The 11,437-nt window shown below is 42.0% G+C and carries 12 protein-coding genes and 1 pseudogene; 7 read left to right on the top strand and 6 right to left on the bottom strand.

Translation table 11 applies throughout. The features are described 5' to 3' along the window. The 3 genes and pseudogenes from O9295_RS10335 to O9295_RS10325 all read left to right on the top strand — a co-directional run. Positions 1 to 156: pseudogene (locus O9295_RS10335) on the top strand (RNA-guided endonuclease InsQ/TnpB family protein); the annotation flags it as partial. 252 nt (positions 157 to 408) lie between these two features. Beyond that, on the top strand, positions 409 to 708 hold the full coding sequence (locus O9295_RS10330; protein ID WP_287168435.1) for a DUF1816 domain-containing protein: 300 nt from the start codon (positions 409 to 411) through the stop codon (positions 706 to 708). Continuing rightward, on the top strand, positions 677 to 1,324 hold the full coding sequence (locus O9295_RS10325) for a ComF family protein (protein WP_288032883.1): 648 nt from the start codon (positions 677 to 679) through the stop codon (positions 1,322 to 1,324). Before O9295_RS10330 ends, O9295_RS10325 begins: the two co-directional genes overlap by 32 nt. A 42-nt stretch (positions 1,325 to 1,366) precedes the next feature. On the opposite strand, the gene psbX is transcribed toward O9295_RS10325, so the two are convergent. Further along, positions 1,367 to 1,486 carry a photosystem II reaction center X protein gene (psbX, locus tag O9295_RS10320; RefSeq protein WP_002759073.1) on the bottom strand — a complete coding sequence of 40 codons (120 nt, stop codon included), beginning with the start codon at positions 1,484 to 1,486 and terminating at the stop codon, positions 1,367 to 1,369. 218 nt (positions 1,487 to 1,704) lie between these two features. Here psbX and O9295_RS10315 point away from each other — a divergent pair, with 218 nt between their 5' ends. After that, a complete protein-coding gene (locus tag O9295_RS10315; RefSeq protein ID WP_287727089.1) occupies positions 1,705 to 2,004 on the top strand; it encodes a hypothetical protein in 300 nt (99 codons plus the stop codon). A 257-nt stretch (positions 2,005 to 2,261) separates the two neighbouring features. Here O9295_RS10315 and O9295_RS10310 read toward each other — a convergent pair whose 3' ends face one another. Both O9295_RS10310 and O9295_RS10300 read right to left on the bottom strand, forming a co-directional pair. Then, positions 2,262 to 3,194: a DNA adenine methylase gene (locus O9295_RS10310; RefSeq protein ID WP_288032882.1), complete on the bottom strand. Its 933-nt coding sequence runs from the start codon at positions 3,192 to 3,194 to the stop codon at positions 2,262 to 2,264. A gap of 318 nt (positions 3,195 to 3,512) precedes the next feature. Then, complete coding sequence (locus O9295_RS10300) at positions 3,513 to 3,791, bottom strand: type II restriction endonuclease (RefSeq protein WP_232023848.1); 279 nt, start codon at positions 3,789 to 3,791, stop codon at positions 3,513 to 3,515. A gap of 423 nt (positions 3,792 to 4,214) precedes the next feature. Here O9295_RS10300 and ftsH2 point away from each other — a divergent pair, with 423 nt between their 5' ends. Then, entirely contained in the window at positions 4,215 to 6,101 is a 1,887-nt protein-coding gene (gene ftsH2, locus O9295_RS10295) for an ATP-dependent zinc metalloprotease FtsH2 (RefSeq protein ID WP_287168432.1), read from the top strand. A 489-nt stretch (positions 6,102 to 6,590) separates the two neighbouring features. On the opposite strand, the gene O9295_RS10290 is transcribed toward ftsH2, so the two are convergent. From O9295_RS10290 to O9295_RS10280, 3 genes are all read right to left on the bottom strand, one after another. Beyond that, positions 6,591 to 7,694 (bottom strand): roadblock/LC7 domain-containing protein, encoded by a 1,104-nt coding sequence (locus O9295_RS10290; RefSeq protein ID WP_288032881.1) that lies wholly within the window; start codon positions 7,692 to 7,694, stop codon positions 6,591 to 6,593. Between the two features lie 254 nt (positions 7,695 to 7,948). Continuing rightward, positions 7,949 to 8,695: a TRAFAC clade GTPase domain-containing protein gene (locus O9295_RS10285; protein WP_190721924.1), complete on the bottom strand. Its 747-nt coding sequence runs from the start codon at positions 8,693 to 8,695 to the stop codon at positions 7,949 to 7,951. A gap of 620 nt (positions 8,696 to 9,315) precedes the next feature. After that, positions 9,316 to 9,657, bottom strand: a complete 342-nt coding sequence (locus O9295_RS10280; RefSeq protein WP_002795975.1) for a phage holin family protein — start codon at positions 9,655 to 9,657, stop codon at positions 9,316 to 9,318. A gap of 211 nt (positions 9,658 to 9,868) precedes the next feature. Between O9295_RS10280 and O9295_RS10275 the strand changes: the two genes are divergently transcribed. Together O9295_RS10275 and O9295_RS10270 are read left to right on the top strand one after the other, a co-directional pair. Beyond that, positions 9,869 to 10,258, top strand: coding sequence for a DUF8738 domain-containing protein (locus tag O9295_RS10275; RefSeq protein ID WP_072925311.1), 390 nt, complete (start codon positions 9,869 to 9,871; stop codon positions 10,256 to 10,258). 320 nt (positions 10,259 to 10,578) lie between these two features. Then, the gene (locus O9295_RS10270; protein ID WP_052276018.1) at positions 10,579 to 10,935 is read left to right on the top strand and encodes an iron-sulfur cluster assembly accessory protein; all 357 of its coding nucleotides are present in this window, start codon (positions 10,579 to 10,581) and stop codon (positions 10,933 to 10,935) included. Positions 10,936 to 11,437: the final 502 nt, after the last annotated feature.

Here is an 11,437-nt window from a genome sequence, read left to right as displayed (position 1 = left end):
GTTTGTTCTTGTGGGTGTGTCTTGGATAGAGACGAAAACGCCGCTATAAACATTCTCGCACGGGCAAATACTGTCGGGCGGACAGAAATTCAAGCCCTCGGACAGACTACCCACTGTCTATTAAGTGAAAGCTTAGTAGATAAGGTAACTGGATGAACAGGGAATCCCCAAGCGCTTAGTGCCATGGGAGCGTCAATATCCTATCTCGATCCGCTTCCCCTTGGCTGAGGGGAATTTTTAGAATCTCTTTTGATTTGGCGACCGATCCCCTTGTTAATCTAATACGATAAAAAGACTCTCTTTGGCCAAAAGCTCGATTTTTGGCCAGCAAATCGGAATTATGGGGGCAAAGTTCCTAAAAACCTGTCCTTGATTCCCGCAATCCCTGTACCCTATCACTACCAGAACATGATTTTATCTTTCTTGGAGACAAATAAAATTTCTGACGATAATACACCTTGGTGGCTGAAAATTACCTCCCTTTCCCCCCACTGTATTTACTATTTTGGTCCCTTTGCTTCTTTTGAGGAAGCACAACAGCATCAGGGGGGTTATCTACAAGATATAGAGTCCGAAGGAGCGCAAGGAATCAGTCTTTCGATCGAGCGGAGTAATCCCCGTTATTTGACCGTTTTTGACGATGGAAGTCAGGATCTAGCTAAAACTTTTGCTTCCCATGCTCGAACCTTTTCTCGCTTTATTTCTTAAGTCTCCCTGTCCTCTTTGTCAACGGCAGAGCGAGCGAGAGCTTTGCCGTGATTGTGGGCGACAATTACAGGCCTATCGTCAGAATAACCCGCTTTTTCTCTGGCATGGTTCTATTCCCCTGTTTATCTGGGGACGCTATGAAGGTAAATTAAAACAGGCGATCGCTAAAATGAAATATGATCGCCATCCCGCTCTCGGCTCTTTGCTAGGCAGTTGCATGGGGGAAACTTGGCTGCTTCGTCCTCCCCTCACCGATAAACGTTTGACGGTGATTCCTATCCCTCTCCACCCAGAAAGATTAAGGGAAAGGGGTTTTAATCAAGCAGAAGTCATTGGCGAGGGTTTTTGTCGTTTAACCGGTTATCCTCTGGCTAGTCGCGGATTAATTCGGATTAAGAACACGGCAGCTTTATTTAGTCTGGCAGCCGAGGAAAGAAAAAAGACGATGCAAGCGGCTTTTCAACTGGGGAAAAATTTACCGAAATCAGTGCCGATTCTCTTAATTGATGATATTTATACCACGGGAACCACGATTGAGGAGGCTGTGCAGGTTTTACAAACAGAGGGGTATCGGGTAGTCGGCGCGATCGCTCTTGCCAGTTCCAAAATTAGCTAAAATGCCCAGACGGAATCGGTCTAGGCATTTTAGGATTTTAAATTAAGTCCGTTTGATCTTGTCGTATTGACTGATGAAAATCAAACCGATAGTAGCAGGGATCAGGACGATAGCCGCACCTAAAACAAGGCTCCAGAGAAAGTTAGCTAAAGAGGGTGTCATGATAGATAAATCCTTTGTCATATTTTCAAAGACTTAGTTTTTTATCTTATCACCTTGGGCGAGAAGACCTCCACTTCCACGACCAGATAGATGCGATCGCAGGTTTTATATGTCTTCAATCCCTCAAGATAAAGTCTCCCTTGACTTCTCAAGGGGATAGGGATGTTTGACAATAGGTGATAGTTACAAAACTTTAAACTAGATTGGCAAAGATTTTTATGGCTACTGACGATCGCAAACGGCGCATTCTCGATCATCTCTCCAGAAGTACCAGTGGTGCTGACTATATTCCCAAAAAACCGCTGCCAATTGTGGAAACTCCTCCGGTGGCAGCGGAACCCGTGGCAGCGCCGCCGCCAGTAACTCCTTCACCGGAATTAACTGCTAAAGAGCGCAAAAGAAAGATAATGTCCCATCTTTCCATGAGTAGCGAAGATTTTGGCGAAATTACTAGCACTACCCCCCAAGAAAAGCGCAAACGCCAAATTAATGACCATCTGCGCCAAAGCCAAGGATAAATAGGGTCTGCTGAAAAAGTTTGTTGGTGGGGGCAGGGTGTGGGGTGTGGGGTGTGGGGTGTAGGGTTTTACCGATTTTGAGGTAGTCAGTTACCTAATTTTCAGGGAAAAAGTACCTGAAATTTCCCTCCCCAATCACTCCAATCGCTGGCACTTTTTGATTTCAAAAAAGCCTAAAGATATTATCCAACAAGGTTTTTAGATTTATTCAGCAAACCCTAAATAGTAAGGAGTGAGAATTTGCAACTAGGCATCTTCTAGACTGTTCTCACTCCCTCATTTTCTGCTGTCGATGGGAATAATGACAGTTGTTGCAAATCAGTTCCTCGCTCTGGCAACAAGGGAATGTTAAAGTTAGTAATGATCGCTTCGGTGATCGGATGACGCAATTTTTCTGTGGAACCAACATGATAAAAATGCTGTTTAGTATAGATATAAAACTTATCAGCACTCCAATTTTTTTTAATTAAAGGATTGCTTCTAAACTGATTACTGTGCCAAGTGGACAAAATAAACCGACAAGAAATATCCTTTAAAATAGTCACCAAACAATCTTCATCCTCTTCAGACCAAGAGTTAAAATAATCGACGTGTCTCCCTAAATAAGGAGGATCGAGATAGATCAAGTCTGTTTTTTGCCAATCAGATAAAGTCTCTCGAAAGTCAGCAACTTGAAAATTATAATCAGTTTTAATAAGAATATTTTCTAGGGCAATAACTTGATTGACTATTTTGGTAATATATGCTTGAGAAAATCGTTCTGATTTATGACAGTAAGGTACGTTAAACTGTCCCTTACGATTGAATCTCATCACGCCATTAAAACAGGAGCGATTGAGAAATAAAAAATCTAGAGAATTAGGAGATTGATTAAATCTTTCTCGTACTTGATAATAATAACTTTCTCCCTGCTCCTTAAGAAATTGACCATTTTCTTGCAAAAAAAGCTTAACAGTTTTACTGGTAATAACTTGATTTTTGAGATTATTATAAAACTGGATAATATGGGTATTTGTGTCCGCAAGTAAAGCCTTTTTGGGATTAATATTAAAAGCCACCACTCCCGATCCAGAAAAGGGTTCTATCCAACGCCCAAAGCTCAGATCAGACACAATATTTTTAACATCTTTTACCAATTTAGTTTTAATTCCTTGACACTTAATCGGTGGTACAAGTGGCGTTAACTTCACTAAACACTCTCCTCATTAACAGTAATTTCTATCCACAGCCAACTTAGCTCCTGTTGGCTCGTGAATAAAGGTCAAATTAGGGTAAAAATTTTGTTGAGATACTAACTCTATCTTGGGTGCATCTCATTTTTGCCCTCTCAAAAATTAATTATGCAAGAACTCTATAGTAGGGTTGATTCATGAATCAACCCTACCCAAACCCCCCGTTGGGTGCGTGGCGCAGCCACTGAGCGTGTCGAAGTGCCGCCCCCAAACCTCGGAGCGCATTAGTTTTTCGGTGGGATGCTTACAGGTAGCTGCTGATATATCTGTAATAATTTAAGGGTCACTGATAATTGCTGATTGTTGGTATTTCTGCATAAGTGAGATACACCCCTCTATCTTTAATTGGTTACATCTAGCAAAATTATCAAATATGGGAAAAAGAAGCAATTCTAGGATTTTAGAGATGATTTTCGTATCAATAGATATAGTATATACTTTTTTATGTATATCGATAAAACCCTTAATAATCCATTCACCTTCATTAGTTGACACAGTTTGAGCAAAGGAAGAAGTTTGATGTTGTAAAAGTTGCAAAAAATGTTCTGGAGTCATAAATCTCTCAGATAATCAGTGGCTTTTGATAAGCTGTTCAGTCTCTAAATTTCCGAGCAGATCGAGAAAAGGCAAGGGTTTCAACACCGTTCACCCACGATTTAAATTGCGAACAGCTTATACACTGTGTAGTTTACACGCTCTAGAGTAAAGAATAGTAAAAACTTCTACTGTTAAATCTTGACCATCGAGATAGTCCTTCTCTAATCCAGCTTATCCCAGAAACCATGAGACTCTTGCTAGAACAAATGAACTAAAAAAATCTCTCGTCACCATTCTTGTCAGAATTATGAGAATTACGTTACATTTAGTTAAGATTTAATTGGCTGCGGGGATTAATCTCGAAAAAATAACGTAAAATCCTTGACAAAAACAGCTAAATGAGTTAAGCAAAAATCTTTATCCTAGAACCACTAAACAAACATGAAACTATCCTGGAAAACGATTTTACTGTGGACATTGCCCGCCCTTGTGGTCGGTTTTTTCCTCTGGCAAGGCACTTTTGCCACGGCCACCAGTAATATCGGCAATAACACCGCCACTACCCGCATGACCTACGGACGCTTTCTAGAATACCTAGACAGTGGTAGGGTTGTCAGCGTCGATCTCTACGAAGGTGGCAGAACCGCGATCGTACAGGCCCTAGATCCGGAACTAGAAAACCGAGTACAACGCCTACGGGTCGATTTACCGGCCAATTCCCCGGATTTGATCGCCCGTTTACGCGATTCTAAAATTAGTTTCGATGCTCACCCGATGCGGAATGACGGCGCTTGGTGGGGATTCCTCGGTAATCTACTTTTCCCCTTTTTGCTGATTGCCGCTCTCTTTTTCCTGTTCCGCCGTTCTAATAATATCCCAGGCGGTCCGGGTCAAGCGATGAGTTTTGGTAAATCAAAAGCTCGTTTCCAGATGGAAGCAAAAACCGGTATCACTTTTGATGATGTGGCAGGAATTGACGAAGCGAAGGAAGAATTACAGGAAGTCGTCACTTTCCTCAAACAACCGGAGAAATTTACCGCCGTCGGTGCCAAAATCCCCAAAGGAGTCCTGTTAGTTGGCCCTCCGGGTACGGGTAAAACCCTTTTAGCCAAAGCGATCGCCGGTGAAGCGGGTGTACCTTTCTTCAGCATTTCCGGTTCGGAATTTGTGGAAATGTTTGTCGGTGTCGGTGCTTCTCGCGTGCGCGACTTGTTCAAAAAAGCCAAGGAAAATGCTCCCTGTTTAATCTTTATCGATGAAATTGACGCAGTAGGTCGTCAACGGGGTGCCGGTATCGGTGGTGGTAACGATGAACGGGAACAAACCCTAAACCAATTATTGACAGAAATGGACGGTTTCGAGGGGAATACGGGAATTATCATCATTGCCGCCACTAACCGCCCCGATGTTCTCGATTCCGCTCTCATGCGTCCGGGCCGTTTTGATCGCCAAGTAACCGTGGATGCGCCCGATTTTAAAGGTCGTTTAGAGATTTTAGACGTTCACGCCCGCAATAAAAAGCTGGCTAACGACGTTTCCATCGAAGCGATCGCCCGTCGCACTCCAGGGTTCAGTGGAGCAGATTTAGCCAATTTACTGAACGAAGCGGCAATTTTAACCGCTCGTCGTCGTAAAGATGCCATTACCCTCCTAGAGATAGATGACGCGGTAGATCGCGTTATCGCGGGTATGGAAGGTACTCCTTTAGTCGATAGCAAGAGCAAGCGCTTAATCGCTTACCATGAAGTGGGTCATGCGATCGTGGGTACGCTCTTAAAAGATCACGATCCCGTCCAGAAAGTGACTCTGATTCCCCGGGGCCAGGCCCAGGGTTTAACTTGGTTCACTCCCAACGAAGAACAGGGTTTAACCACGAAAGCGCAGTTAATGGCCCGGATTTCCGGTGCTTTAGGTGGTCGGGCGGCTGAGGAAGAAATCTTCGGCTATGATGAGGTGACTACCGGTGCTGGTGGCGATTTACAGCAAGTTTCTGATATGGCCCGCCAGATGGTGACTCGTTTCGGGATGAGCGATTTGGGTCCTTTGTCCCTAGAAAGTCAAGGGGGTGAAGTGTTCCTCGGTGGCGGTTTGATGACTCGTTCCGAGTATTCTGAGAAGGTCGCTACTCGCATCGATGATCAGGTGCGATCGATCGTGGAACACTGCCATGAAATTTCTCGACAAATTGTCCGCGATCATCGCGAAGTGATCGATCGAGTGGTGGACCTGCTGATCGAAAAAGAAACGATCAATGGGGAAGAATTCCGGCAGATTGTGGCTGAATACGCCTACGTTCCCGAAAAAGAACAGTTTGTACCACAGTTATAGGTTGATTTCAATCTATAGGCGATCGGGTGGGTTAAAGCTCACCCGATTTTTTTATCCCAGTTAGGGTTTGCTGAATAAATGTGAAATGTAGGCAAGGTAAGAGTTTTGTGGCTTTTTTCGCGAAACAGGTGCAAGATTTTGAGAGAATCGTCGTTCAAAACCTTGCGTCTTCATCGGCCCGCGTCCTGTAGGGGCGAAGCATTCGGACAATCACCTATCGGTGAAACCGTAGATTTTCTAACCGAATGCTTCGCCCGTACTTTTTGCCGCAAACCCCAGTTAAGGGTTCAAAAGCTGCAAAAATAAGGATTAAATGGCATAAAATCTGTAAATAGACCATTTAATTGATTAATGCTCATTTTTAATTCTCCTGACTACTGGCTACTGACTCCTAACCCTAACAACGATTTTTGATTTCTGCAAGAGGTCTATTTATTCAGCCAGCCCTAAATAAAAATAATCTCCTGACTCCTGATTACTGATTACTGATTACTGATTACTGATTACTGAATTGGTCTGCCCCGGTAACGAAATATCTGCATTGTTATTATCTTCGGTTTCGAGGACGATCTCGAATTCTTCTACAACGGAATCAAGGAAGGGATTAGCTGCGGGATTTAAGAGAGGAGTTTCGGGGGTGGGGTTAGAGATAGCGAGAATTTTTTGTAATTTTGAGCGAGTTTTCTGGATTTCTACCTCTAACAATCCCGTGAGCGTTTTGCCAGTTTTCACTAAAAGAAAAGCTTGGTCACTGCAAGGGGTTAAGATCAGATGACCCTGGGGACTGCGAATAGCAATTTGTTCCAGATCAGACCAGCTTAATTCCTCTTTTGTGTTATTGGCAAGATAGAGCATTGTTCCGGCTAAGATTAAAGCACTATTGTGTTCCATGCCGATGGAATCAGTCAAAGGTTGACCCTGGGGAGAAACAAGCATGATCCCCTCAATAGCGAGCGGTTTTTCGGCTAATTCTTGCAGGATTTTGGCAATTTCTACCTTATAATTTGGTTCCCTAGGTAAGGTATTTTTAGAGTTATCATAGTTATTATCGGTGGGATGTGGTCGTTGTCGTTCTTTGGTTTCTTTCGAGGAGATAAACCATTGTAGAGGTTTTTCTTCCCGCAGTTGCCGTTGGCTAAACAGACGAATATCTTTAGAAAGTTTAATCCCTAATTCAAAGGCATTTGCCTGATAATTGTCGGCTAAAATTACGGGGTCAAGGGAGATTTTAGCCTCATCTCTGAAAATACGTTTTAGGGGGCCTGCTTCTAGACAGGCAAGGATTTTAAACAGTTGTTTCGAGTCGAGTAGTTCCTGTAAATAATAACAATGAAAGTAGGGGATGTCCCCACGACCAAATTCATCCTTACCATCGTTAATTAACCAACCAAAGAGGGTGTTATGGGAGTCAATTTGATAGATATAGACTCCTTTAAATTTCCTGTCTGGAGGATTATAGGTGTCCCATAACTGAGAGACTATATGTTGATAAAAAAACTGTTGAATCCCTAGGGGGACATTGACACTAGCGATATATTTAAATCCCAGTTGTGAGAAACTGCTATAAATCAGTTGTTCAACGAGCAAGGACATGATCTGTAACCTTTAAGCACTTTTGTGGGCTATTATAAATAATTTTCACACAATTGTGTCTTGTTTCTAGTTTTTGGGGAGATATTTGACGGCATTTCTCCTCAAGATGAACTGTCACCTAATTTGGTGCCGACTCCCCAAAACGAGAACTTCACACCTCACCATTAAGATGACTGTTATAAGGCAGTCAGCAGATTTTTGAGAGATTTTTTTACTAATCTTGCTGTAAATGGATCGGATATAGTGCTGGTCATTTAGGAAAAGTTTACCAGTTGTTGATCGATTTGAGACAATAACCAAGATAGGGAGTCTAAAGCTTGATTTGCTTGCAGTGTGCCTTGCTGGGAATCAATTAAAACTGTTGAGTAAAAAAACCGGTGATTAACTTTTTGCTCTCGCAGTTTTTGCTCTAATTCTTTGACTTTTAATTGTAGGTTTTGCCAGCATTTTTGGTCAGAGACAACTAGATCGCATTTGCTGATAATAATGCCTAAATTAAACCTAGTTTTATTATGGTTAATTATCTCGATCAAGGTTTGAAAAATTTTCAGGTAATTATTATGCTTGTCTGAATCATTTAATAAACTTGCTGCTTCTAAAAACAGTAAACAAGCATTAGCCTGTAAAGCCATATTGACAAAGGCTAAATTATAGATTTGACAACTTTCTCCGGGTATATCCCACCAGCGAATTGTCGCTATTTTATCCGAGCGATCACCGCTTTTTTTCTCTAAACTAAAATCAAAGTTACTGATTTTTAAAGTGGCGGGGGGATATTGACCTGTTCTAGCGACATAATTGAGAATTTTTTCAATATCTTCTTCGCTTTCTTCCTCTTGAGATCTGAAGACAATATTAGCCGGATTTCCCGAAGTTGCTTGATTTTTGAAAGTCTGATAAGATGCCGCTAGGAAAACTGTTTTTCCTGCTCCTCTTTGACCGATACTGAGAACTGTATAAATTTTGTTTTCTTGGCTAAGATTTTCCTGATTATTAGTCATTTTAAAACCTCTAAATTGAATGAAAAAAACTTTTGCTGCGATGATTGTGTCTCTCAAGCCAACACAGACAAGAAAAATTGACTTGAGATTAGTTAATCTCCTTAGCTCAACAATCCCCTGCTACACTCTTGTAGTTATGCTGTCTGGAAAGATGGTTAAGAAAGCTTATTAGTCATCTAATTAAGATGATTATATTTGTTTTGTCTGATCGGATCATCCCGGTTAGCCAAATCTTCACAAAAAGTTACTATTCTAATAGTAATTGAACTTGCTCTCGGTGCTTGAGATGGAAATCTTGGGATTAAATTTTCCTGATTTTTAACGACAAAAGCCACGGTAAATCCGTAGAGATTTTCTGGATGTAGTTCTAAGCGATCTCATACATAAAATAATAAACATACCCTAAAGCCCTCTGGTAAATAATCGATATAACTTGTTTAACACAAACGATAATTTTTGTCAATCTTTTTGTCAATTTAATTCCCCGATTCTCAAATAAAAACTATCGCTATTTACCAAAAACTAGAGAGACGTTGTTATAATCAACGTCTCTAGATCAGAGTAAGCCAAGCTGTTTTAAACAGAGGATTGCTCACTAATTAACCGAATTATTGCCCACTTTAGTCAACGAAAATGCCATTTAAAACTCCTGAAATGATTGAAACCACGATCGAACCGAATAAAGCAGCAAAAAATGATTTTACCTCAAAGCCACTGATAAAATAGGAGGCTAAAGAAAAGGAAATGGCATTAACCACAAAAATAAATAACCCTAGGGTCAAAATAGTTAAAGGCAGGGTAAAAAGAATCAACAGGGGTCTAATGATAGCATTAATTAAACCCAAAGCGACAGCAGCTATCAAAGCCACGGTAAAATCTTTAATTTCTATACCGGGTACTATTCGCGCTGTAATCAATAAAGAGACGGCGGTAATCAACCAACGGAGGAAAAAAGATAACATAAGCCCATCCATCTAAGATAGTTCATCCTCATCTATTTTAATCGCCATCGCCACTTAAAGAGACGGAAGTTTTCAGGAGATGACAACGAAAACCGACATTGACTGCTTCCGCTGCTCGAAAACCAGAGCGGGAACATAGTATCGGTTACACTGATAATAAAAAGGAAGATTCGCTCGGACTATCACCCCCCGGAAAGAGGCAGCACTAAACATGATATCTAGAAATAATTTTAGCCAGAACTGGCAAGGACAAATCGGTACAACGAGAATCGTTCAGGGCTCAACTGCTATTTTAATCCTAGGGAGTCTGCTTTCTCTCCTCTTGGTACAACCTAGTTTAGCATCTCCCGGTCCACCTAATTCGGTCATCGAGGCTGTCCGTCAACATTTGAGTCAGAAAACCAAGATACCCGTTAATCGCTTGCAAATTCAAGCAGCACAACCACAAACCTGGCCCGATGGTTGTTTAGGATTAGCTAAACCGGGAGAATTCTGTACTCAAGCATTAGTGGAAGGATGGCGAATTATTCTGACTGATAAGCAAAAAACTTGGGTTTATCGCACCGATAGCAGTGGCACTAATCTCCGCTTAGAAAAGTGAATTTCTTTGGCTCTTTTCCGGCTGCTTTTTCGGCATCCCCAAAGCAGCGTTTTCCCGATTTGATTATCGTCCCCCCATGCTTGGGTGATGAAAATCGGCTGAGAATGGCTCTAGGGTTTGTTTCAAGAATCTAGTCGTCTCTGGCAACCCTATTTAATTAATAATCCCAGTTTTTTGCTTCTTTTTGCCCTACAACTCCTGCGAGACCGGGAAAAGTAAACAGTAATCCAGTCATCAGCCCTCAACTATCGTTAAGATGGATAGGAGAAGGTAAAGTTTTATATGTCCCCTTCAACTGCGTTTAGGAGTTCCTGCTAAAGATGACACAAGCTACTCAGACTCAAGGAAAAGGAATTTTACTCAGTGAGGCTGCCCTCAAACACCTTACCATGCTCAAAGAGCAACAGGGCAAGGATTTATGTCTGCGCGTGGGTGTGCGTCAGGGTGGTTGTTCGGGAATGTCCTATATGATGGATTTTGAGCATCCTAGCAATATTGGCCCCCAAGATGAGGTTTTCGATTACGATGGCTTCAAAATTGTCTCTGATAAAAAAAGTCTGCTCTATCTCTATGGTCTCATGTTAGATTACAGCAACGCGATGATCGGCGGTGGTTTCCAATTCACTAATCCCAACGCCAGTCAAACCTGCGGCTGTGGTAAGTCTTTTGGCGTTTAATATTTCTCCAGGGTGATACCTTTCACCCCCGCCTCCCAGAGGCGATTTTTTTTTGGCCAAAACCCTTGACAAAATCGGAGACTTGCCCTATTATTCTTGTATAATGGGAATCCGTGCCTGCCTGCGAACCCTTGATTCGTACATTTAAAAACGGTATAGACCGATAGGGTCTTCTGGCAACAAGAGGATAAAGTCTTGGTGAGTCGCTGGTCGGAGAGAGGAATGTAAAGATTTATTAAAAATTATATCTATTGTTAGGATATAGTTCGGAGGGGGGGCAAAATTTCAATATCTTCCCTGCATAAGCTGGCTGCCCCAGCTGCGAGGGTAGCGTTCCCACTTGTAAAAATCCTTTAGTTTCTCTTGACATCCTCGCCGCCGTAAAACGGACGGCGATTCCCAAACCTCACGATTTAGGTTTCTGCTTCTTTCCCGAAGGATTTTTCGCACCTGCCTTAACAGATTTACTCTGTTCTGGTCTTATGGTCGCTCTACAGACTGA

It is taken from the genome of Microcystis sp. LE18-22.4A, from assembly GCF_027531105.1.
In the GTDB taxonomy this organism is placed as follows: Bacteria; Cyanobacteriota; Cyanobacteriia; order Cyanobacteriales; family Microcystaceae; genus Microcystis; species Microcystis aeruginosa.
This window is presented reverse-complemented; position numbering and strand designations above follow the sequence as displayed.

What these genes read in the sequence shown, in the direction of transcription:
- O9295_RS10330 (WP_287168435.1), top strand. Translation starts at nt 409, where the DNA reads ATGATTTTATCTTTCTTGGAGACAAATAAAATTTCTGACGATAATACA.
- O9295_RS10325 (WP_288032883.1), top strand. Translation starts at nt 677, where the DNA reads ATGCTCGAACCTTTTCTCGCTTTATTTCTTAAGTCTCCCTGTCCTCTT.
- psbX (WP_002759073.1), bottom strand. Translation starts at nt 1,486, where the DNA reads ATGACACCCTCTTTAGCTAACTTTCTCTGGAGCCTTGTTTTAGGTGCG.
- O9295_RS10315 (WP_287727089.1), top strand. Translation starts at nt 1,705, where the DNA reads ATGGCTACTGACGATCGCAAACGGCGCATTCTCGATCATCTCTCCAGA.
- O9295_RS10300 (WP_232023848.1), bottom strand. Translation starts at nt 3,791, where the DNA reads ATGACTCCAGAACATTTTTTGCAACTTTTACAACATCAAACTTCTTCC.
- ftsH2 (WP_287168432.1), top strand. Translation starts at nt 4,215, where the DNA reads ATGAAACTATCCTGGAAAACGATTTTACTGTGGACATTGCCCGCCCTT.
- O9295_RS10290 (WP_288032881.1), bottom strand. Translation starts at nt 7,694, where the DNA reads ATGTCCTTGCTCGTTGAACAACTGATTTATAGCAGTTTCTCACAACTG.
- O9295_RS10285 (WP_190721924.1), bottom strand. Translation starts at nt 8,695, where the DNA reads ATGACTAATAATCAGGAAAATCTTAGCCAAGAAAACAAAATTTATACA.
- O9295_RS10280 (WP_002795975.1), bottom strand. Translation starts at nt 9,657, where the DNA reads ATGTTATCTTTTTTCCTCCGTTGGTTGATTACCGCCGTCTCTTTATTG.
- O9295_RS10275 (WP_072925311.1), top strand. Translation starts at nt 9,869, where the DNA reads ATGATATCTAGAAATAATTTTAGCCAGAACTGGCAAGGACAAATCGGT.
- O9295_RS10270 (WP_052276018.1), top strand. Translation starts at nt 10,579, where the DNA reads ATGACACAAGCTACTCAGACTCAAGGAAAAGGAATTTTACTCAGTGAG.